The 23,202-nt window shown below is 61.7% G+C and carries 14 protein-coding genes and 1 riboswitch; of the genes, 5 read left to right on the top strand and 9 right to left on the bottom strand.

Going from position 1 to position 23,202, the window contains the following annotated elements:
• Positions 1-5: 5 nt before the first annotated feature.
• The 5 genes from ACJ8HN_RS18090 to ACJ8HN_RS18070 form a co-directional block, all read right to left on the bottom strand.
• The gene (locus ACJ8HN_RS18090) at positions 6-4,832 is read right to left on the bottom strand and encodes a hemagglutinin repeat-containing protein (protein ID WP_442523778.1); all 4,827 of its coding nucleotides are present in this window, start codon (positions 4,830-4,832) and stop codon (positions 6-8) included.
• Positions 4,833-4,877: 45 nt separating this feature from the next.
• On the bottom strand, positions 4,878-6,557 hold the full coding sequence (locus ACJ8HN_RS18085; protein ID WP_033654724.1) for a ShlB/FhaC/HecB family hemolysin secretion/activation protein: 1,680 nt from the start codon (positions 6,555-6,557) through the stop codon (positions 4,878-4,880).
• A 384-nt stretch (positions 6,558-6,941) separates the two neighbouring features.
• A complete protein-coding gene (gene panS, locus ACJ8HN_RS18080) occupies positions 6,942-7,859 on the bottom strand; it encodes a ketopantoate/pantoate/pantothenate transporter PanS (protein WP_025304471.1) in 918 nt (305 codons plus the stop codon).
• A 142-nt stretch (positions 7,860-8,001) separates the two neighbouring features.
• On the bottom strand, positions 8,002-9,369 hold the full coding sequence (gene lysC, locus ACJ8HN_RS18075) for a lysine-sensitive aspartokinase 3 (protein WP_033649702.1): 1,368 nt from the start codon (positions 9,367-9,369) through the stop codon (positions 8,002-8,004).
• 108 nt (positions 9,370-9,477) lie between these two features.
• Positions 9,478-9,672: riboswitch (Lysine riboswitch) on the bottom strand.
• A 52-nt stretch (positions 9,673-9,724) separates the two neighbouring features.
• Positions 9,725-11,533, bottom strand: coding sequence for a cation:proton antiporter (locus tag ACJ8HN_RS18070; RefSeq protein ID WP_442523777.1), 1,809 nt, complete (start codon positions 11,531-11,533; stop codon positions 9,725-9,727).
• A 228-nt stretch (positions 11,534-11,761) separates the two neighbouring features.
• Between ACJ8HN_RS18070 and pgi the strand changes: the two genes are divergently transcribed.
• Positions 11,762-13,408: a glucose-6-phosphate isomerase gene (gene pgi / locus ACJ8HN_RS18065; protein WP_033636219.1), complete on the top strand. Its 1,647-nt coding sequence runs from the start codon at positions 11,762-11,764 to the stop codon at positions 13,406-13,408.
• A 61-nt stretch (positions 13,409-13,469) separates the two neighbouring features.
• Here the strand turns inward: pgi and ACJ8HN_RS18060 are convergent, their stop codons facing one another.
• On the bottom strand, positions 13,470-14,903 hold the full coding sequence (locus ACJ8HN_RS18060; RefSeq protein ID WP_049195303.1) for a capsule assembly Wzi family protein: 1,434 nt from the start codon (positions 14,901-14,903) through the stop codon (positions 13,470-13,472).
• A gap of 225 nt (positions 14,904-15,128) precedes the next feature.
• Between ACJ8HN_RS18060 and psiE the strand changes: the two genes are divergently transcribed.
• On the top strand, positions 15,129-15,536 hold the full coding sequence (gene psiE / locus ACJ8HN_RS18055) for a phosphate-starvation-inducible protein PsiE (RefSeq protein WP_033636217.1): 408 nt from the start codon (positions 15,129-15,131) through the stop codon (positions 15,534-15,536).
• Between the two features lie 152 nt (positions 15,537-15,688).
• On the opposite strand, the gene malG is transcribed toward psiE, so the two are convergent.
• Genes malG through malE form a run of 3 tightly spaced genes read right to left on the bottom strand, consistent with a single transcriptional unit; the run spans position 15,689 to position 19,419 of the window.
• Positions 15,689-16,579, bottom strand: coding sequence for a maltose ABC transporter permease MalG (gene malG, locus ACJ8HN_RS18050; protein WP_021505147.1), 891 nt, complete (start codon positions 16,577-16,579; stop codon positions 15,689-15,691).
• A gap of 11 nt (positions 16,580-16,590) precedes the next feature.
• Complete coding sequence (malF, locus tag ACJ8HN_RS18045; RefSeq protein WP_049232860.1) at positions 16,591-18,168, bottom strand: maltose ABC transporter permease MalF; 1,578 nt, start codon at positions 18,166-18,168, stop codon at positions 16,591-16,593.
• 57 nt (positions 18,169-18,225) lie between these two features.
• Entirely contained in the window at positions 18,226-19,419 is a 1,194-nt protein-coding gene (gene malE, locus ACJ8HN_RS18040; protein WP_033636215.1) for a maltose/maltodextrin ABC transporter substrate-binding protein MalE, read from the bottom strand.
• A 358-nt stretch (positions 19,420-19,777) separates the two neighbouring features.
• Here malE and ACJ8HN_RS18035 point away from each other — a divergent pair, with 358 nt between their 5' ends.
• The 3 genes from ACJ8HN_RS18035 to ACJ8HN_RS18025 are packed head-to-tail and all read left to right on the top strand — an operon-like array spanning position 19,778 to position 23,173.
• A complete protein-coding gene (locus tag ACJ8HN_RS18035) occupies positions 19,778-20,749 on the top strand; it encodes an alpha-amylase family glycosyl hydrolase (RefSeq protein WP_033638605.1) in 972 nt (323 codons plus the stop codon).
• Positions 20,742-21,851 carry a maltose/maltodextrin ABC transporter ATP-binding protein MalK gene (gene malK / locus ACJ8HN_RS18030; protein WP_442523776.1) on the top strand — a complete coding sequence of 370 codons (1,110 nt, stop codon included), beginning with the start codon at positions 20,742-20,744 and terminating at the stop codon, positions 21,849-21,851. The genes ACJ8HN_RS18035 and malK overlap by 8 nt, the downstream gene beginning before the upstream one ends.
• Positions 21,852-21,883: 32 nt before the next feature.
• Entirely contained in the window at positions 21,884-23,173 is a 1,290-nt protein-coding gene (locus tag ACJ8HN_RS18025; RefSeq protein WP_033649704.1) for a maltoporin, read from the top strand.
• The last annotated feature ends 29 nt before the right edge of the window (positions 23,174-23,202 follow it).

The raw sequence follows: 23,202 nt of genomic DNA, 5'->3' as shown, positions 1-23,202 counted from the left end.
GTGCGTTATTTGCCGCTGAACACGCCGGCTTTGGCGTCCGCCTGCTGAGTCGAAGCATGGCCGCTGACGAACGGCACGTTGCCGTCGACGCTTTGCTTCGCCGCGCCGCCTAACAGCCCGCCTACCGTGGCCGCCGCATCGACGCGGCCGCCGCCCTGATAGCGTTGGCCGCTGACGTCCTGCTGGCTGACCTTGCTGCCGCCCAGTTCCACCTTGCCCTGCTGGCTGCGGATCTCGCCGCCGGTCAGTTGGGTTTGGCCGCCGACCTGCAGCGCCACGCCGTGCTTACCGGTAATCGCCGACTGCTCGCCGACCGCGTTGTTGTTCACCACGTCGGCATTGACCTTGAGCTGCCCCTGGCGACCCGCCGGCCCGGTGATGCTGTCTTTCACCGCGCCGCCGACGGTGCGTGCACCGCGATCCCACAGCGGGCCCTGCGGTTTCTCGCCGGCCGGCGTTGCCGGCAGCGTCACTTTACCGTCGGCCTTGCTGAAGCTGACCGCGCCGGTGGTGTCCTGCTGCGGATCGAGGCGACGCGCCACGCTGTTGTACTTGTCGGTGGTGGCGTCGGCCACTTTGTTCACCCCGGCGTCCAGTTTCTCTTTCACCTTGCTGGCGTAGCGCGGCGTGCCCACCTTCGACAGCTTGGAGGTGATGCTGCTGCCCGGATCGTTGCTGTGGCTCAGGCCGGCATCCACCTCCACCTTCACGCCTTTCTCGACGTCCTTGCGGCTTTCAACGCGCAGATCGCCGCCTACCTTGCCCTGTACGCTGTCGGCATCGACGCGCGCCCCGGCGAGGCGGGTGTCCTTGCCGCTGTTGAGCGCCACGTCGCCCGCGGTGATGCCGGTGTTGGCGTGGGTGGTTTTATCCTGCTGTTCCACTCCGACCTTCAGACCGGCGCCCAGCGTATGGGTGTCTTTGCCGGTGTTCGGATCGACCTTGCCGTTGGCGTCCTTGTTGAACGTTTGGCCGCCTTTGGCGTTGGCTTTGATGCCCAGGCTCCAGTTGTCCTTGTGCTGCTCGTTCTTGGCGGACTCCAGCAGGATGCCGCCGTTTTTCGCCTCGAGCGCGGCGCTGCCGCCGCTGACCCTGGCGCCCTGCAGATGCAGCGCGTCATCGCCTTTGCCGCCGGCGGACAGGGTGACCTTGCCGTCTGAGGCGAGAGTGGCGCCCTGGCGTTCGGTCGCGGACTCATTCACCTTGGCGATGTCGAAGGCGCCGCCGGCGGAGAGGCTACCGCCGGTTTTTTCCTTGCTGTCGCTGCTGCCGGCGCCCAGATCGATATTGCCGGACAGTTGGCTTTCCTTACGCGTTTGGGTCGATTCCGCCGCCTGCAGCGCAACCTTGTTGCCCGCGCTCAGGGTGACGTCGCCCTGGCTCTTGACGTTGGTGCCCTGCAGCGTCAGATCGCGGCCCGCCTTCAGCTCCACGCCCTGTTGGCCGCTGACGTTGCCGACCTGCGCGGTGCTGCCGCTGCTTTCGCCGCTGCGGGTGCCGCCGCCGAAGCCGGCGCCGAAGTTTTTGCTGTCGGCGGTGAAGCCGCCCTTCGCCGAGGCCTTGACGTTGAAACCGCTGTGGTTTTCGCTCTGCTTATCGCTGGCCTGATCGAAGCGGATATCGCCGCCGGCGTTGACGGCGGTTTTACCGCTGCCACCGTTCAGCGCGGTGCCCTGATAGACCGCATCTTGTTTCACGTTGACGTTGATGCCGTTGGCCGCGTCGATCGTGCCGGTCACCGCCTGGCTGGCGTTGCTGTTGCTGCGCTGGGTGCCGCCTTCGCCCTTGGCGTCTACGGTCAGATCGCTGCCGGTGGAGGTGTAGACGCGTACGCCGGCGCTGCCGCGGGTATCGCGGTTCTGCTCTTCCTGGCGGTTCGTCGCGGCTTCGCTGCGGTGGCTGTCCGCCGTCAGCGTGACCGCGCCTTTGCTCGCCTGATACTGCGTACCCTGATCGCGCACTTCGCCTTTGGCGTTGATGTCGATGCTGCCGGCTTTCACCGAGCTGACCACCGCCTGCGAGCTGCTGCTGCGTTTTTCGCTGCTGCCGCCCTGCGCGCCGATATCCAGGCCGACGTTAGGCGCGCCGATGCCGCCGATGTCGTTGATGACGCCGGTGGCGTCCAGCTTGGCCGCCTTGCCGACCGCGCGCTCGACCGGGCGGGTCACGGCGCTGTAATCGACGTTGGCGCCGATGTTCACGCCGACGTCGGTTTTGGTGGTGGTGCTGCTGGCGGTGTCGGCGGCGGCCAGGTGATCGACGCCCGCGGCGTTTTCTTGATAGGCGCCGCCGACGCTGTGCTGCGCGCCTTGCTGGGTCAGCTTGTCACGGGCGTTGACAGTCAGGTTGCCTTTGACGTCGCTGCCGGAGGTGACCGCCTTGCTGCTCTGCGCCTGCGTTTTGCTGTTCTCGTAGCCGGCTTCCACGCCGCTGCCGAGCTTGTCGATGCCGCCGGTGTAATAGAAACCGCCGCCGATCTTGGTCTGCTCGGTGTTCGAGGTGGTTTTATCGTCGGCCGCCAGGAACGAAACCTTGTTGCCGCTGACGCTGGCGTCGCCTTTGTCGGCGACCAGTTTGGAGCCGCTGAAGGTCACGTCCTTCTCCGCCTCGAGCTTCACGCTGCCGCCGCTGAGGGTCGAGGCGCGGTTTTCGGTGCGGGTGGTTTTCTCGCTGTCGCGGGTGTGTTCGATGCGCAAACCGGCGCGGTATTGCTTGTCGCCGGCTTCTTTGGCGTAGCCGTTGACGGTAAGCGCGGTCTTCTGCTCATCGATTTTTTGCTGCTGTTCGGCGGCCTTGACGTTGATGTTGCCGGTCTGCGACGTCACGCTCAGCTCGCCGCCGCTGGTGACCTGACTGCCGATCACGTCGGTATCCTTACGGCTGACCAGCTTCAGGTTGGTGTCAGACTTCAGCTCGCTGGCGGTGCTGCTCTGGTAGCGGTTGTCGGCCTTGTGCGAACTGCTGGTGATGTTGAAGGCGGTGCCGGTGCGCGCATCGATTTTGTCTACGGTGGTGCTCAGCGCGTTGTCGATGCGCAGGCCGCCCTGGGTGGCGGTGACCAGGCCGCCTTCCTTGCCGCGCGCCTTGCTGCCGGTGATGGTGACGCCCTGCTGGCCGTTCAGGCGCAGGGTGCCGTCGCTGGTCAGCTCGGAGGCGTGGCTGATCTCGCGGCGGTTGCTGTTGTTTTTGTTGTCGCCGCCGCCGATGCCGCCCCAGGAGGTTTTGTCATCGCGTACCGCTTTGGCGTTGGCGGTTTTCTGCACCCCGACCTGGATCTGGCTGTCTGCGTCGATCGTCAGATCGCGCTGGGCGTGGACCTTGGCGCCCTGAGTCGAGACATTGCGGCCGGCTTTCAACGTCAGTTCGCCCTGGCTACGCAGTTCGCTGGCCTTCAGGCTCTCGCTTTCGTCGCTGCTGCTCCAACTGCCGGTGCGCAGGCTGGAGGTGTGATTGCGCTGGTAGCCGCGTTCGGTGGACTTATCCTTCTCCACCAGCCCGGCGAGGTGCACGTCGCGCGCCGCTTTGACGCTCAGCGCCCGATCGGCGCTGACGTTGGCGCCCAACAGGTTCACGTCTTCCCGGGTACTGACGAGTGTGGCGTTGCCGCCGGCGGCGACGGTGCTGCCCGCCTGCTGCTGCTGCTCGCGCTCACGGGTGACGTCGTATTGCCAGGAATAGAACCAGCGGTCGTCGGTGTGGCCCTGGGTCTGTTTCAACTGCTGGCCGTCGAGCGTCAGCTTGCCGCCCTGCAGCGTGATGTCTTCGCCGCGAATATCGGTGGCGGTGAGGTGCGCGTGGTTATCCGCCACCAGGCTGATGTTCTTGCCTTTCAGCTCGGTGCGGGTCAGCTTCTGACTGCTGCTGCGATCGTTGACGTAGATGCCGCCGCGGTAGTTCTGGTAGTTGTCGCCGCCGTTGCGGTTGCTGCTGGCGTCGTCAACGCGGCTTTCGCTGCGAATATCGTAGGCTTTCACCTTGAGCTCGTCACCGGCGGCCAGCGTGCCGGCCAGCTTCACGCCGCTGCCCTGCGCGGTGTTGATGATGTTGATGCGCCCGGCCTGCATGCTGCCGAGGTAGTAGCTGTCCAGCGCCGTGGTCGGCTGTACGCTGGCCAGCACCTTGCCGTCGCGCGCCACCCGGTTATGGCCGCTGATGGCGTTGATCGCCGCCGGCGTCACGCTGCCGTTGCGATGGGTGAAGTCTTGCACGATCACGTCGCCGCGGCTGTCTATCTTCGGTGCGATCAGATCCAGCACGCCGCCGGCGTTCAGGACGCCGTTGAGGCTCAGGGTATTGCGGTTGTCCAGGGTGCTGTAGCCCTGCAGCAGGCCGTTCTCCACCAGCGGGTTGCCGACCACCAGCGAGGAGCGGCTGGTGTTGATGAACCCGCAGCCCTGGCAGCTGATGCCGTTCGGGTTGGCCAGCACGTAGTCGGCCGCCATGCCGAAGATCTCTTGCTGGCCATGCAGCAGCGACGGGTTGCGGCCGATCACTTCATTGAGGATCACGCTGGCTTCGCGCCCGCCCAGATTGGGGTTGGCGCCCAGTTGGCCGGCCAGCTGCGACAGTCCCGCTTCGCGGGAGTTGTTCAGCACGGCGCCGGGCTGGTTGACGTTAAAGTCCTGGTATTGGTTGTGCGACAGCCCGTTGCCGTTCGGCGCGACGATGTCGACCACCTGCGCGCCGGTCGCGGCGGTGGAAACGCCGGGGCCGTTGGCGCCGTTGGCCGCCACGATCTCCGCGGCGTAGGCGCCGGCGGAAGCGGCGAGAATAATCGCCAGCGCGGCGGCCAGTTTGCCCGCTGCTGAAAGCCTGAAGTTATTATTTTTCATCCATGTTTCTCCGTATATTGCCGTGGGGTCCTGCAAAACTGCTGATTAAAAGGTGTAAGAAAAGCGCGCCAGTACCTGAACGGGATCTTCCGGCGTGGCGTGATTCGACAAGATCCAGCCGCGGCTGACCTCGAGATCGACCAGCGCCTGCCGATAGCGCAACGTGGCGCCGCTGCTCAGGCCGGCGCTGCTGCGCCACCCCGAGCTGTCCTGGCGCGGCAAAATGCGGCCGACGTCGGCGCCGAGGCGCGGCGTCAGCGTGGTGGCACCCAGATTGAAGCTGCGCGACAGCGTGTTCTGCAGATACCAGCCGTTGTCGCCTGACTGGGTGCTGCGGCTGAAGCCGCGCACGGCGCTGCGATCGGTAAGGCTCAGCCACTCCACGCCGGGCAGCGGGTCGCGGCTGTACTGGCCGTAGAACAGGTTGTTGAGCTGATAGGTGGCGTCACCCAGGTGAAGCCGCTGGCTGAGGTTGGCGAACAGCTTGCCTTTGGTGAACTGGCTGTCGAGGTGCACCGAGCTTGGGTGGCGACCGGCCCCCAGCCACGGCAGGCCCTGTTCGACGCTGAGGTTGGCGCTGAACACCCCGTTGGGCAGAATTTGCAGGTGGCTGGCGCTCAGTTCGGCCAGGGTCAGGGTGGGGCTGCTGACCTCGAGGCGCACGCTTTCGAAGTAGTTGTCGATGCGCTTGTAGGTCAACTGGCCGCTCAGGCTGTCTATCTGATCGCGATCGCGGTAAAACACGTAGTCGCTGCGCAGACCATACTGCTGGGTCTGGCCGTGCAGTTTGACCAGGTTGTGCGGCAGCTGCTGGTGGTTCTCGTAGGACGAGAAGCTGGCGAACCCGCTGAAGGTGAACGCGCCGTACGGCAGCGAATAGAGCAGGGTATAGGCGCGATTGTAGCGGTGAGCCGGGTTTTCCAGCGTGCTGTTGGCGTTCAGGCTGACGAAGTCCGACAGGCCGAACGGGCTGTCCAACGTGGCGGTGGCGCGAGCCAGCCACTGGCCGGTGCTTTTTTGGCCGTAATTATCCGTGCCGACGGTCATCAGCCAGGGCTTGGCATGCTGATTGCGCAAACGAATGACCGAACCGCCAACCTGGCGGCCGGGCAATATATCCAGCTTGGTGGTATTCGATTGCAAACGGTTGGCCTGATCCAATCCCTGGTCGAGCTCGGTTAATTTCAACGGCTTGCCTTCCAGCCCTGGAAATAATAAACGGCTGTTGACCCAGCGATCGCCGCCTTCTATTTTCTCGATAAATCCTTCGGTGACGCTTAATCCCAATTCTCCCTGTGAATTAGGGCGAACAATTTGCACGCGCGCGGTGATATAGCCTTTTTGCACATAAAGGCGCGTTAATTCACGGGTCAGGCGATTGATATCGTTGCTGCTGATGCAGTTTTCCGGCAGCGCGCTCAGGGCGGATAAATCGGCCGGCGAGAGCAGGGTGACGCCCTGCAGATAAACGCCGGCGATCGGCAGGCACTGCGCGGACTGCGGCAGGGCGGGCGCGGCCGGTTCCGGCTCCGCCAGCAAGCGTTGCTGCTTCAACTGCTGGTAGCGGCGTTGCTCAATCAACTGGTTGACTTCACGCGTGCTGTCTTGCAGCGCGCGGCGCGACTCCCCCATCGACATATCCCGCATCATGTGGGCGTCCGGCAGGGTTTCGGCGGAAAGGGCCGTGCTGACCAACAGCGTCAAAGCGGTGATTTTTTTTATCATTGTAATCCATTATGAGAGGCCGCCGGGGCAGCCAGCCCAATCCATGAGGTTAACCACGGGCGGCCGACGGCCGGCCCGAAATAATGAGCGACATGCACATTGCGAGGTATCTTGATTTGCCGCGGCAAATAAGACGGTGGGTATATATCTAAATAATAATTAGGCTGCTTCTTTTATGGCGGGCAACCCTGGTGACTTAATTAATTAAAAAAAGTAGAACGTCTCTTCCTCTTGCCAACATTATCGGCATGGATAGGAAGAATCTGAATTTTTATTTTTCACGGATGATAGGGGATGAGGGGAATTATGACAATCCGACCAGTGGGAAATACGAAATTTCGCAGGAAAAAAAGGGACGCAATTGTTTGCGTCCCTACAGGCGGTTTATTTTTTCTTGATGGGGCGGCCGGACCAATAACCCGCCAGCAGCGAACCGGAAAGGTTGTGCCAGACCGAGAACAGTGCGCCCGGCAGCGCGGCCAGCGGCGAGAAGTAGATTTTGCCCAGCGTGGCCGCCAGGCCGGAGTTCTGCATGCCGACTTCGATCGCCAGCGTGCGGCAGGTGGATTCGTCGAAGCCGAACAGCTTGCCGCCCCAATAGCCGCTCAGCAGACCGATGCCGTTGTGCAGGATCACCGCGACGATCACCACCAGACCGACCGAGGCGATATGGCTTTGGCTGCCCGCCACCACCGCGCTGATGATCGCCAGGATGCACACCATCGACAGCGCCGGCAGCAGCGGCTCGATGCGTTTCACCGTTTTGGTCAGGGTATGGTGGACGATCAGGCCCAGGCCGATCGGGATCACCACGATCTGCAGAATGCTCAGCAGCATGCCCATGATATCGACGCTGATTTCGGCGTCGACGTACAAACGGGTCAGCAGCGGCGTGGCGAACACGCCCACCAGCGTCGAGACCGCCGAGATGGTCACCGACAGCGCCACGTCGCCCTTGGCCAGGTAGATCATCACGTTGGAGGCGGTGCCGCTGGCCACGCTGCCCACCAGCACCATGCCGGCGGACAGATCCGGCGGCATGCGGAACAGCATCGCCAGGATCCAGGCCGCCAGCGGCATGATCAGATAGTGCAGGAAGATGCCGGCCGCCACCGGGCCGGGGCGCGCCAGCACGCGTTTGAAGTCGTCCAGCCGCAGCGTAACGCCCATGGCGAACATGATCAGCATCAGCAGCGGGCTGACGTAGGGGCCGATGCCGGTAAAGGTGGTCGGCGTGTAATAGGCGGCGACGGACAGCAGTATCGCCCACAGGGGGAATAAACGCGTGAGTAATGCCAACATGCAGGTTTTCCTTAGCCAGATTGAGAACGGTGGGTGTGGTTGTGTTTTTTGCGGGTTCAACATGCTGAACCCCTGCCGGTTTTGAACGGATTTTTTAGACGCAGGGGCGCAGCGTGCTGCGCCCGCAATCGGGGATAATGACTTATTCGAACAGGTTGTGATGCAGGGTGCGCACCACCTGTTCGGCTTCTTCGCCCGGTACCAGGAAGCACAGGTTATAGCTGCTGGCGCCGTAGCAGATCAGGCGGATATTGAACGGATCGAGCACGCCGAACACCTCTTTGCCCACGCCGCAGGCGCGCGACAGCTGGTTGCCGATGATCGCCACCAGCGCCAGGTTTTCTTCCACTTCCACCCGGCACAGCGACGACAGCTCGGTCAGCAGCGAGGTGGTCAGCAGGCTGCCGCCAACGGAGGTGGCGCCGGTGGTGTCCATGGTCAGCGCAATGCTGACCTCCGAGGTGGTGATCAGATCGACGGAGACGTTGTGGCGCGCCAGAATGTTGAACACCTCCGCCAGGAAGCCGCGCGCGTGCAGCATGTTCAGGCTGTGCAGCGTCAGCAGCGTTTGCTTGCGACGCAGCGCCAGCGCGCGGAACAGCGGTGGATTCTCGGTGGTGTTGCACACCAGCGTGCCGCCGGCCGCCGGATCCTTGCTGGAGCCGACGAACACCGGAATGTCGCTGCGCACCGCCGGCAACAGGGTGGCCGGATGCAGCACCTTGGCGCCGAAGGTGGCCATTTCCGCCGCCTCTTCGAAACCGATTTTGTCGATGCGCTTGGCCGCCGGCACCACGCGCGGATCGGTGGTGTAGATGCCCGGCACGTCGGTCCAGATATCCACCCGGCCAACGCCGAGCGCCTCGCCGAGCAGCGCGGCGGTATAGTCGCTGCCGCCGCGGCCGAGCGTGGTGGTGCGGCCTTTCGGCTCGCTGCCGATAAAGCCCTGGGTGACCACCAGCGCTTCCTGCAGGCGCGGCTGCAACTGCGCCCGGGCCAGTTCGCTGAGCGCGGCGCTGTCCGGCACGGCACGGCCGAAGTGATCGTCGGTGCGCATCACTTTGCGCACGTCGAACCATTCGGCCTGCACGTTGCGGGCGCGCAGGATTTCAACGAACAGCAGGGTGGACATCAGCTCCCCATGGCTGACCAGTTCGTCGGTCAACGCCGTCGAGGTGGCCAGCGACGCGGCTTCCGACAGCATGGCGATGTTTTCCAGCAGGCGGTCGATCTCTTCGCGGATCACCGCCGGCGCCGTGAGGCGATCGAGGATGGCGTACTGGATGCGGCGGATCTCATCAAGCCGGTAGTTGCGCTTGTCGGCCTCGCAACCCTCGGCCAGGGCGACCAACAGGTTGGTGACGCCCGCCGAGGCGGACAACACCACCAGGCGGACCTGCGGGTTGGCCAGCACGACGTCGGCGCTGCGGTTCATGGCTTCAAAGTCGGCGACGCTGGTGCCGCCGAATTTGGCTACCACGGTGGAATTCTGGGGTGCTGCTTGGTTCATCTAGAAACCTCGTGTCAGGGATGCCCGTTTGGGGGCACTGTAATTCCATAGCCTTGGCACAAGGGGAGAGCGGTAAACAGGGGGCAGGCGTAGAGGTCAGGCTACGATACACCCAGAAGCGCCCCACCTTGTCGATCGCCCTGCGGGCGATCCCCTGGTGACAACCCAGGGGATTCAGCCCCTGTAGTCGATAGGATAATGGCCGGCCATTACCCTACCTCGGCGTCGCTCCCCCTCGGGTGCCGTCAACGGAGAAACGGCTCCTCTGACACTCTACCTGGGCGACGCGCCTCTTCTGGCTTGCGCACCGGGTGCGCAAGTAGGCTGTTAGGAATAGCCGGTTATCGCCATTCTGTCAACGTACAGACGGTGAGGGATTTTCATCTTGCACCAGCGCGATAAGCGTACAGGGCATCGCGGGCGTGGAACCGGCGCCAATCGGTTGCAGAGAACCGTCTTCCTTTTGGCTGAATAACGGAATAACGCCCTGATGTTTCTCCAAATACTCCAGCCAACCGAAATTTTCGTTCAATTTGGTCGCTTTGATGGTGGCTCCCCTGGCGAGCAGGCTGCTCAGGCGGCCGTAGGTGGCTTCCTGATTAAATAAAATTTCATGCCGGCGGAAACGCGAGCTTTCCGCGCTGGCGCCGCGCCCTTTCAGCGGCGCACCCGAACGGATGGCAAACACGTGATCCTCGCCGAAGAGATGGCCGAAGTGGTAGACCGCCAGCGCGTTCTGGTGGCGATTGGGCGACAGCGCCAGCACCTGGGCGATATTGCTCAGATCGAGATAGTTCTCGGCGTGTTCGGAGTAGGCGTGGCCATAGTAGGCCGGGATGCCTTCCATGCGCGCCTGGCGGTAGTATTCCCAGTTGCTGTCGGTGACGATCACCGGCACGTTCAGCTTGATCAGCGCCTGCGCCAGCATGCGCGCCACGCTGTTGGCGCCGACGATCAGCACGCCGCGCGGCTTTTGCTGCTGCACCCGCAGCCAGCGCGCCATCATCCCGCTGGTCAGGCTTTGTAGCACCACGGTGCCGATGATGATGGCGAACACCACGGTCACCAGCCGGTCGGCGCCCTGGTAGCCGCTGCGCTGCAGCGTCAGCGCGAACAGCGAGCTGACCGCCGCGGCGACGATGCCGCGCGGGGCGATCCAGCACAGCAGCAGCCGATCGCGCCAGTGCAGGGAAGAGCGCCAGGTCGACACCGCGATGCACAGCGGCCGGGCGATGAACTGCACCACCAGCAGCAGCAGGAGCAGCGGCCAGCCCATGTTCCACAGCGCCTGGATATCGAGCCGCGCCGCCAGAATGATGAACAGCGCCGAGATCAGGATCGCCGACAGCTCCTCTTTGAACGCCAGAATATCGCTGGTGTCCACGTCGCGCATGTTGGCCAGCCAGATGCCCATCACCGTGACGGTCAGCAGGCCGGATTCGTCGGCGATGGCGTTGGAAACGCCGAAGGCGGTCAGCATGATCGCCAGCACCGCCAGGTTCTGCAGGTAGCGCGGCAGCCAGACGCGGCGCAGCGCCAGGCCGAGCAGGTAGCCGAACAGTGCGCCGGCGATCAGGCCGACGGCGGCGGTCATGCCCAGCGTCCAAAACAGATGGGTATAGGACTCCGCATTCTGTTTCAGCACGATGAATTCGAACACCAGCAGGGTGAAGATGGCGCCGACCGGATCGATGACGATCCCTTCCCAGCGCAGTACCTGGTTAATGTTGGCGTTCGGCCGCACCACGCGCATCAGCGGGGCGATCACCGTCGGCCCGGTCACCACCGTCACCGCGCCGATCAGCGCCGCCAGCTCCGGCGGGAAATCCAGCAGCCACCAGCTGGCGAGGCTGATGACCAGAAAGGTGACCAGCATGCCGACGGTGACCAGATTGCGCACCACGCCGCCGAGGCCGCGTATCTCCTCGAAACGCAGCGTCAGCGCCCCTTCGAACAGGATGATCGCCACTGACAGCGACACCAGCGGAAACAGCAGATCGCCGAACAGCAGATCCGGCTGCACCAGATGCACCGTCGGGCCGAGCACGATGCCGAACAGCAACAGCGGCAAAATGGCCGGCAGGCGCAGCAGCCAGGCCAGCCACTGCGCCAGCAGCGACGCCAGGCCGATAAGCACCAACATGAGCGGGGCAGATAATTCCATAAGCGAGATCCCTTTCAAATGACGAAATAAGCAACGATGACACAGCCTGATGACAATTCGGCAACCCCGATAACAGGCCGTTAGCCAAAAGTATAGAGTGAAAGCTGAAACGAGGCGGCACTGCGTTGACAGTTAGCGCCTATCGCAAGAAAAGAGATCATAATCACAGTCGAACAGGCTACAATCGGACAACGCGTCATTTTTATTCTCAAGCCTAAGAGTGTTGCTATGAAAAATATCAATCCTAGTCAAACCGCTGCTTGGCAAGCCCTGCAGCAACATTATGCACAGATGAAAGACGTACGGATCGCCGACCTGTTCGCCCAGGACAGCGATCGTTTCTCCAGGTTCTCCGCGACCTTCAACGACCAAATGTTGGTGGACTATTCCAAGAACCGTATCACGCAGGAAACCCTGGAGAAGCTGCAGGCGCTGGCGAAAGAAACCGATCTGCAAGGCGCCATCAAATCGATGTTCGCCGGTGAGAAAATCAACCGCACCGAAGATCGCGCGGTGCTGCACATTGCCCTGCGCAACCGCAGCAACAGCCCGATCCTGGTCGACGGCAAAGACGTGATGCCGGAAGTGAACGCGGTGCTGGCCAAGATCAAACAGTTCTGCGCGCGCGTCATCGGCGGCGAGTGGAAAGGCTACACCGGCAAACCGATCACCGACGTGGTGAACATCGGCATCGGCGGTTCGGATCTCGGCCCTTACATGGTGACCGAAGCGCTGCGCCCGTATAAAAACCACCTGAACATGCACTTCGTCTCCAACGTCGACGGCACCCATATCGCCGAAACGCTGCAGCCGCTGAACCCGGAAACCACGCTGTTCCTGGTGGCCTCCAAAACCTTCACCACTCAGGAAACCATGACCAACGCCCACAGCGCGCGCGACTGGTTCCTGAGCAGCGCCGCCGATCAACAACACGTGGCCAAGCACTTCGCCGCGCTGTCCACCAACGGCAAAGCGGTGGCCGAGTTCGGCATCGATACCGACAACATGTTCGAGTTCTGGGACTGGGTAGGGGGCCGTTACTCCCTGTGGTCGGCGATCGGTCTGTCGATCGCGCTGTCCATCGGTTATGACAACTTCGAGCAGCTGCTGAGCGGCGCGCACGCCATGGACAAGCACTTCGCCGAAACGCCGGCGGAGAAGAACCTGCCGGTGCTGCTGGCGCTGATCGGTATCTGGTACAACAACTTCTTCGGCGCCGAAACCGAAGCCATTCTGCCGTACGATCAGTACATGCACCGTTTTGCCGCTTACTTCCAGCAGGGCAACATGGAATCCAACGGCAAGTACGTCGATCGCAACGGCAATCCGGTGGATTATCAGACCGGCCCTATCATTTGGGGCGAGCCGGGCACCAACGGCCAGCATGCGTTCTACCAGCTGATCCACCAGGGCACCAAGCTGGTGCCTTGCGACTTCATCGCGCCGGCCATCAGCCATAATCCGCTGGGCGATCATCACGCCAAACTGCTGTCCAATTTCTTCGCCCAGACCGAAGCGCTGGCGTTCGGCAAGTCGCTGGACGTGGTGGAGGCCGAGTTCGCGGCGCAGGGTAAAACCCCTGAGCAGGTCAAGCACGTGGCGCCGTTCAAAGTGTTTGAAGGCAACCGCCCGACCAACTCGATCCTGCTGCGCGAAATCACCCCGTTCAGCCTGGGCAGCCTGATCGCGCTGTACGAGCACAAGATCTTCACCCAGGGCGCGATCCTGAACATCTTCACCTTCGATCAGTGGGGCGTGGAGCTGGGCAAACAGCTGGCTAACCGCATCCTGCCGGAGCTGGCGGGCAGCGAGAAAATCAGCAGCCACGACAGTTCGACCAATGCGCTGATCAACCGCTTCAAGGAATGGCGCTAAGCGCCTTAGCTGAAGCCAATAAAAAACCCGCCGCGGCGGGTTTTTTTACGTCTGCAAAAAATTACAGGTTGATCGGCACTTCGAAGCTGACGCCGGCGCCCACGTCGTCGGCGGTGCTGTGATCGCTGTTGGTGTACCACAGGCTGGTATCGAATTTAACCTGAGAATCGAAGCTGTAACCCCAGCCGAGCTGAATGCCTTTCAGCGTATCGGAACGCGGGAACGCCTGGTTGATGGTTTGGTTGTTCGGATTCACCTTGGCGTACACCAGGCGGGTGCTCCAACGCTGGCCGTCGTCCAGCACCATTTCCACGCGGCCGGACAGCATCTGACCGTCGCCGCCCATCGCATGGCCCAGCGGATAACCTTGCTGGTAGTAACCGCCCCGATAGATGTAGTGGTTGTACATCACGTTGTTGGCGTTGCCGTTAGAGCGGGTATCAGTACCTTCGATATGCCAGTTGATCGTGGTCGGGCCCCATTCCGGATGGCCTTCAAGCCCCAGCATGTAGGCGTTGTGCGAAGGCAACATGCCTGCTTCATCTTCACCGGTGATCTGGCCATACAGGCTGACCGGCATGCCGATCAGCGGCTGCAGCTTGAGTTTGAAGTCAAAACCGCCCAACTGGTTGCCCGGATCGTTTTTCGGATCGCCGGTATTGTCGTTGCCGGTTACGCCATCCCAGAAGGAACTCCAGGAGTGCGGACGGCCATCACCACCCCACATCATGACGCGTGAAGCGCCCAACTCCAGGAAGTCGGTCGGCATCATGGTCAGGCGGCCACCGATCAGCTTGGTGTCCGGCACGGCAGCGTACTGCGACAGCTGGCCGGCGGACAACTGGTATTGCCAGCGGCCGATCCACGACAGCCACGGGGTTTCAAACGGCGATTGGTCGGCGCGCTGCAGCATAAAGCCGGCCACCGGGCGCGCGGCATCGGAGCGGATCAGGCTGCCGTCGTAGCCAGGGCCCCACCACTGGGAAACCTCGCCGAAGGAGAGCCATTGGTTCCAGATTTTCACCGCGCCGTAGGAGCCGTTCATGTTGAATTTGGAGCCGTCGCTGACGCGCTGATCGCCTTCCACCGAGCCCTGCAGACGCACGTCCCAGAACTCGCCGTTGGCGCCGGCGCCGATGGTCAGGCGATCGTCGGCGTATTCGTTTTGGCCGAAGCCCTGTGGGGTGCCGGGTTTATCGGTCGAGGCGTAACCGCTGACGCGAATGTTGGCTTTCAGGGCATCGACGCGGCGTTGTACGCGGTCGATAACGTTTTTCTCGGTGTTGGTCACCGGCTTGGCCTGCGCGATAACGGAGCTGATCTCTTCCTGGCTCAGCGGCCAGGTGGACAGGCTGACGTTGATGACGCCGCGGTCAGACAGCCAGGCGAGATCGTTACGCAGATCGTTGTCAGGGGCTACCAGGCCGGCGGCGTGGCCGGACAATGCACAGGTAAACAGGCCCGCAGCGACCAGTCCGTTAAGTTTAGCGCGCATAAAGAATTCCCTTGTTAATTCGAGGTTATTGGTTTTATGTAAAGATCTCTGTGTCCCATGATAGTTGACATTTCGATTTGCTACAAATCTATAGGTCAGAAACATCTTATTATAACGTGATGAATTAAATGGGGTTTAAAGTGCTTTCGCGAGGGGCGGAATTTTTAGGACAATGCCTATATTGGCACGGTTGAATCATATACGCGGTATTCAGAGAGAGGTTTTATGGCAAAAACGTCGCGTTCGATAATGATAGCGAAGGGGCTGCAGCGGGTGCTGAACGTGGGCTTGCTGCTGCTGGCGGCCATTCTGGTGGTGTTTCTGGTCAAGGAAACCCTCCATCTGGCGAAGGTGTTATTTATCAACAGCGAAGAGTCGTCCTCTTACCTGTTGATTGAAGGCATTGTGATTTATTTCCTGTACTTTGAATTTATCGCCTTGATCGTCAAGTATTTTGAGTCGGGTTATCATTTCCCGCTGCGCTATTTTATTTACATTGGCATTACCGCGATTATTCGTTTGATTATCGTGGATCACAAAAATCCTATCGATACCCTGATCTACGCCGCGGCGATATTGGTGCTGGTGGTGACGCTTTATCTGGCTAATACCGACCGGCTGAAACGAGAGTAGCGATAAAAATGGCGGCCCAAGGCCGCCGAAGACACAGGATATCATTACCCGTCGTCTTTCAAGCTACAGCGTTGTTGACTGCACTCGCTGTAACTTGAAATCCATAGGGTAAAAGATAAGAAAAGACATCAAACGCACTGCAGTGGCACAAATTACCCCTTCACGCCGCCGGCCGTCAGGCCGCCCACCAGCCAGCGCTGCGCCAGCAGGAACACGGCGGTGATCGGTATCGCCGACAGCACCGCGGCGGCGGCGAAGTCGCCCCACAGGTAGTTCTGCGGGTTGAGATATTGCTGCATTCCCACCGCCAGCGTGTAGCTGTTCACATCGCGCAGCAGCAGCGATGCCACCGGCACTTCGGTGATGGCGGCGATAAACGACAGAATGAACACCACCGCCAGAATCGGCACCGACAGCGGCAGCAACACCAGACGGAACGCCTGCCACGGCGTGGCGCCGTCCAGCGCCGCCGCCTCTTCCAGCGAGTTGTCGATGGTTTCGAAATAGCCCTTGATGGTCCAGACGTGCAGCGCGATGCCGCCCATGTAGGCGAAGATCACGCCGCCGTGGGTATTCAGGCCGATAAACGGAATGTACTGGCCCAGGCGATCGAACAGGGCGTACAGCGCCACCAGCGACAGCACCGCCGGGAACATCTGGAAGATCAGCATGCTTTTCAGCAACGTGCTCTTGCCGCGAAAGCGCATGCGGGCAAAGGCGTAGGCGCAGGTGGTAGACAGCGTCACGATGCCGATGGCGGTGATCGCCGCGATCTTGACTGAGTTCCATAGCCACAGCAGCACCGGGAACGGCGGCGGCGTCACGCTGCCGTCGGCGTGGGTGACGCTAAAGCCGAGCGCCAGCCGCCAGTGATCCCAGGAGAGGGTTTCCGGTATCAGGCTGCCGGTGGCGAAGTTGCCGGAGCGCAGCGAGATGGCGACCACCATCAGCAGCGGGAACATGATCAGGGCGATAAAGCACAGCATCAAAATATGGGTGATCCACAGGCGCAGGCGCTGGGATTTGGGTTGAACCATGGCCATCGTCATTCTCCCTAATCGAAGTTCATCTTGCTGGCTTTCAAATTCAGGATCGCCAGCGCGCCCACCAACAGGAAGATCAGCGTGGCGATGGCGGCCGCCAGCCCGAAGTCTTGCCCGCCGCCGCCTTCGAAGGCGATGCGGTAGGTGTAGCTGACCAACAGATCGGTATAGCCGGCCGGCGTCGTGGTGCCGATCATGTCCGGGCCGCCGTTGGTCAGCAGCTGGATCAGCACGAAGTTGTTAAAGTTGAAGGCGAAGCTGGCGATCATCAGCGGCGTCAGCGGCTTGATCAGCAGCGGTAAGGTGATGCGGAAGAAGTTTTGCCACGGGTTGGCACCGTCCATCGCCGAGGCCTCGTACAGATCGTCCGGGATCGCCTTCAGCAGCCCCATGCACAGGATCATCATGTACGGGTAGCCGAGCCAGGTGTTGACGATCAGGATCATGCTCTTGGCGGTGAGCGGATCGCTGAACCAGGCCGGCTTGATGCCGAACAGATGGCTGAGCATCATGTTGATCTCGCCGAAGCTCTGGTTGAACAAACCTTTGAAGATCAGGATCGAAATGAATGATGGCACCGCATAGGGCAGGATCAGCAGCACGCGGTAGATCGCCTTGCCTTTCAGCGCCTCCCACTGCACCACGCAGGCCAGCACCATGCCGACCGCCACGGTGAGGATCACCGTCATCACCGAGAACACGATGGTCCAGATGAAGATCGACACGAACGGCTTTTTGATGCCCTCGTCTTGTAGCACCCGCAGGAAGTTTTTCCAGCCGGTGGTGACGGTATAGCCCGGGCTCAGGGTTTCCTGCGCCCAGCCGCCGTCGGCGTTGATCGCCTGATAGAAGCCGGTGTCGCCGTTCGGCCGGTAGCGCACCTGGGTCTGGTTATTGGTCAGCGTGCTGCCGTCTTGGTCCAGCGCATACAGCGGGCGGGTGCCGGAGAACTGGCGCAGGGAGCTCATGCGCAATTCACCGCCGTCGGGCAGCTGCGCCACCAGCTGGCTCAGCGCCTGCCGGTTCTGGGTGATCACCCGCAGCGTGGCGTGCTCGCCCTGCGGCGCGGCGCTCTGCGCCGTCAGTTTCAGGGTTTGCGGCGCGGCGGCGTCGAGGCGGAAAGGCTCGGAGATCAGCGGTGCTTCGCCGTCCGGCGGCGTCAGCTGCAGGCGCCACTGCTGGTTTTCCGCCGGGTAGAGGCCGAAGGTAAAGGTTTTGCCGCTCTGGAACTGGCGCTGCATCAGCACCGATTGCGCGCGCTCGAAGGTCAGCTGGTTGGTGCTGCTGTAGTTGGTGAAGGCGATGGCGATGGTGCAAATCAGCGGGAACAGGACGAACAGCCCCATGCCGGCGACGCCGGGATACACATAGCGCCAGGCGTAGGCGCGGCGGTTGGCGAAGACGTAAAGCCCGGCGCTGACCAGGATCAGCGTCAGGATGGCGAACAGGTATTCACCCTGTGCATACATCAACACAATCAGGTAGCAGGTCACCAGGCTGAACAGGCCGACCACCAGCCATTTCAGCGCGTCGCTTTGCCACCACTTCGATTTTTTACGCGCAGGCGTCCCGGCGTGAGCGAATTGCATAGGGCGTTCCTTTCTGTGAAGCAACGGCGGGGCACCGTGGCACCCCGCACGACGTCGTTACTTGGTGATGCGGGTCTGCACGTCGTCCAGCGCGGCTTTCACCGTCTGACGGCCGCTGACGGCGTTGATCACCGCGCTGCGTTCGGCGTACCAGAAGGCGCTCATCTGCGGGATGTTCGGCATGATTTCCCCGTTTTGCGAGTTCTGCATGGTGGCGGCGATCTTCGGATCTTTGGCCAGCGTTTCCTGGTAGGACTTCAGTGCCACCGCGCCCAGCGGCTTGTCTTTGTTGACGTCCGCCAGCCCTTCGTTGGTCAGCAGGTAGTTCTCGAGGAACTCGGTCGCCAGCTCTTTATTCGGGCTGGCGGCGTTGATGCCGGCGGTCAGCACGCCGACGAACGGCTTGGACGGTTTGCCTTTGAAGGTCGGCAGCAGCGTCACGCCGTAGTTGATTTTGCTCTGCTCGATGTTGTTCCAGGCCCACGGCCCGTTGATGGTCATCGCGGTCTGGCCTTTGTTGAACGCGGCTTCGGCGATCGAGTAATCGGTATCGGCGTTGATGTGCTTGTTTTTCACCAGATCGACGATGAACTGCAGACCGGCCTGCGAACCGGCGTTGGCGACGCCGACATCCTTGATGTTGTATTTACCGTTTTCATACTTGAAGGCATAACCGCCGTCGGCGGCGATGATAGGCCAGGTGAAGTAGGGTTCCTGCAGGTTCCACATGATGGCGCTCTTGCCGTTGGCGCGCAGCTGCTTGTCCAGCGCCGGGATCTCTTCCCAGGTCTTCGGCGGCTGTTTGACCAGGTCTTTGTTGTAAATCAGCGACAGCGCCTCGACGGCGATCGGGTAGCCAATCAGCTTGCCGTCATAACGCACGGCGTCCCAGGTGAACGGAAACAGCTTGTCCTGGAAGGCTTTGGACGGGTGGATTTCGGCCAGCAGGCCGGACTGCGCATAGCCGCCGAAGCGGTCGTGGGCCCAGAAAATGATGTCAGGGCCGTCGCCGGTGGCGGCCACCTGCGGGTATTTTTCTTCCAGCTTGTCCGGGTGTTCGACGGTAACCTTGATGCCGGTGTCTTTTTCGAATTTCTTGCCGACTTCGGCCAGGCCGTTATAGCCCTTGTCGCCGTTGATCCAGATAACCAGTTTGCCTTCCTCGATCTTGGCGAAGGCGGAAGAAGAGAGCACCAGGGTGGCCAGTGCCGAGAGCGCCAGCGTGCGGGCGAGGGTAATGCTGCGAGTCATAATCCAGTCCTTCTTTTTGTGGGCACATAAATCAAGGAGTGACGTTTCGCGGTAATAGTGGGTCACAACGCGACATATTCTCATCCTCCCCCCCTCTACGCCCCTGAGATGAGGAGTGTGATCCAGTTAACGTTGCGCTCTATTCTGTGGCGTCAGGCACAAAATAGGGGGGCGATTTTTGCCAGACGGATCACAGATTTGCCTTAAGCGCGGAACTTCTCATCGCCGCGGTCGTTCTCTCATCCTCCCGCCTCCTCCCCCATGAAAAATCCTGTTACGGATGATTACCCTTTCCGGCGACTCCCGCACTATCGGCCCATTGATTTTTAACGCCACGCGCAGCAGGGATACCGGATTTATGTCGTCAATGCCTATCGCCACTCAGCCCACCCTGTACCGGATCCATCCGGCCAGTTTCCGTGACGGAAACGGGGACGGCGTGGGCGACGCGCACGGCATGCTGGCGGCGCTGCCGTACCTGAAAGCGCTGTCGATCGACGGCCTGTTGCTGCCGCAGACGCTGGCGCCAGAGGCCGAGGCGACGGTGACGGCCGAAGGGCTGACGCTGTGGTATGGCGATGAAGCCAACCGCGTTCGCAATGCCGTTGCGCCACAGCGGTTCGTCCACGGCGCGCTGGCGCTGGACGTGATGCCGTTCAGCGCGGAGAAGCTGGTGGCGGTGCTGCACGCCCGCCGCGCCACGTTGGCGGACAGCCTGTGGAGCACCGGCGACGCCGATCAGCCAAGAGTGGTCAGCCGCTGGGGGCAGGGCGACCTGCGTTCCGCCGCCGCCTTTTTGACGCTGTTGGCGATGTTGCCGGCGCCGATCTGCCTGTACCAGGGCGAGGAGCTGGGGCTGCCGCATGCCGCCGGGCTGCAGGATCCGCGCGGCGCGCAAACGCCGATGCCGTGGCATGAAGCCCCCGAACAGGTCACCGCCGGCGAAATCAGCTGGTATCAACAGGTGGCGATCGAACACCGCGCATTGGCCATCAGCCGCCAACAGCACGACAGCCACTCCACCTTACGTTACTGCCAGGCGCTGTTGGCCCTGCGCCGTTCGCCGCTCATCCAGCGCGGCGAATTGAACGCGATCAGCCAGCGGGACGGCGTGGTGCGCTTACTTATTACCCATCAGGATCAATGCCTTGAAGCGCTGATAAACCTGCAGCCTTATACTCAGGCGGCCGCGCCGTCTGAGGCGACCTTGCCGTTGGCATGGCAGCACGGCGCGCAGCAAGAGGGTCATCAATGGGTTTTGGCGGGCTTTGCCTCCGCCATTTTCACACGACATGTTAACTGCGAAAGCAGGGGAGTAACGCATGGCTAGCGTGACACTGCGCAGCGTTTATAAGGCCTTCGGTGAGGCCGTGATTTCCAAAGACGTCAATCTAACCATCGAAGACGGCGAGTTTGTGGTGTTTGTCGGGCCGTCGGGCTGCGGTAAATCGACGCTGCTGCGCATGATCGCCGGGCTGGAGGACATCACCTCCGGCGATCTGCTGATCGGCGAGAAACGTATGAATGAGGTACCGCCTTCCGAGCGCGGCATCGGCATGGTGTTCCAGTCCTACGCGCTGTATCCGCACCTGTCGGTGGCGGACAACATGTCGTTCGGCCTGAAGCTGGCCGGCGCCAGGAAAGCGGAAATCAATCAACGGGTGAATCAGGTTTCCGAGGTGTTGCAGCTGGCGCACCTGCTCGATCGGCGGCCGAAGGCGCTGTCCGGCGGGCAGCGTCAGCGCGTGGCGATCGGCCGCACGCTGGTGGCCGAGCCGGACGTGTTCCTGCTCGACGAACCGCTGTCCAACCTCGACGCCGCGCTGCGGGTGCAGATGCGCATCGAGATCTCCCGTCTGCACAAGCGCCTGCAGCGCACCATGATTTACGTCACCCACGATCAGGTCGAAGCGATGACGCTGGCCGACAAGATCGTGGTGCTCGACGCCGGTCGCGTGGCGCAGGTCGGCAAGCCGCTGGAATTGTACCACTACCCGGCCAACCGCTTCGTCGCCGGGTTTATCGGCTCGCCGAAGATGAACTTCCTGCCGGTCAAGGTGACCGCGGCGCAGCCGCAACAGGTGCAGGTCGAACTGCCCAACCGCCAGCTGGTCTGGATGCCGGTGGAAGGCGAGGGCGTTCAGCCCGGCGCCAACCTGTCACTGGGCATTCGCCCTGAACATCTGCTGCCCGGCGAAGCCTCAGAAGTGCGGCTTACCGGCGACGTACAGGTGGTGGAGCAGCTCGGCAACGAGACGCAAATCCACATCCAAATCCCGGCCATCCGTCAAAACCTGGTGTACCGCCAGAATGACGTGGTGCTGGTAGAAGAAGGTGCCACATTCGCCATCGGCCTGCCGCCTCATCGTTGCCACCTGTTCCGTGAAGACGGTACGGCATGTAAACGGCTGCACCAGGAGCCGGGCGTTTAAAGCATCAAAGTCGGTATAACAGGAGAATAATGATGACTACTCTGCGCAAACTTCCTCTGGCACTGGCTGTCGCCGCCGGTGTTCTCTCTACCCAGGCGCTGGCCGTGGATTTTCACGGTTACGCCCGTTCCGGCATCGGCTGGACCGGCAGCGGCGGTGAGCAACAGTGCTTCAAGGCCACCGGTGCCGCGAGCAAATACCGTCTCGGCAACGAATGCGAAACCTACGCCGAACTGAAACTGGGGCAGGAAGTGTGGAAAGAAGGCGACAAGAGCTTCTATTTCGACACCAACCTGGCCTATTCGGTCTCGCAACGTTCCGACTGGGAAGACGTGACCCCGGGCTTCCGCGAAGTCAACGTGCAGGGTAAAAACCTGATCGACTGGCTGCCGGGCTCCACGCTGTGGGCCGGTAAGCGCTTCTATCAGCGTCATGACGTTCACATGATCGACTTCTACTACTGGGATATCTCCGGCCCGGGCGCCGGTCTGGAAAACATCGATCTGGGCTTTGGCAAGCTGTCCGCCGCCGTGACCCGCAACTCCGAATCCGGCGGCTCTTACGGCTACCTGGATAACGAATGGAAACAGCGCCCAACCGTCAACGACACTTTCGACCTGCGTCTGGCCGGCCTGGAGCTGAACCCGGGCGGCACCCTGGAGCTGGGCGTGGACTACGGCCGCGCCAATGCGCAGGATAACTATCGCCTGGCCGACGGCGCCAGCAAAGACGGCTGGATGTTCACCGCGGAACACACGCAGAGCATCCTGAACGGCTACAACAAATTCGTGCTGCAGTACGCCACCGACTCGATGACCTCGCAGAACAACGGCCGCAACGAAGGCGCCACCATCGATAACAACGGCAAGATGATCCGCGTGCTGGATCACGGCGCCATCGACTTCAACGATCAATGGGCGCTGATGTACGTCGCCATGTTCCAGGACATCGACCGCGATAACAACAACGGCACCACCTGGTACACCGTGGGCGTGCGCCCGATGTACAAATGGACGCCGATCATGAGCACCCTGCTGGAAGCCGGCTATGACAACGTCAAATCCCAGCGCACCGGCGATCGCAACGGCCAGTATAAAGTGACCCTGGCGCAGCAGTGGCAGGCGGGCAACAGCATCTGGTCGCGTCCGGCCATCCGTCTGTTCGCCACCTACGCCAAGTGGGATGAGAAGTGGGGCTACGCCACCGGTGACGACACCGGGTATAACACCGGCACCGCTTACAACGACACCAGCATGCATACCTTCAGCCGCGGCAAGGATGACGAAGTCACCTTCGGCGCCCAGATGGAAATTTGGTGGTAACGCGACAGGGCGGGGAGGGCCATCGGCTC

Origin of the sequence: Serratia sp. CY29653 (genome assembly GCF_052169255.1) — a bacterium.
Lineage (GTDB): Bacteria > Pseudomonadota > Gammaproteobacteria > Enterobacterales > Enterobacteriaceae > Serratia > Serratia sarumanii.
The sequence above is the reverse complement of the archived record's forward strand: the minus strand, read 5'-3'. Positions and strand labels throughout refer to the sequence as shown.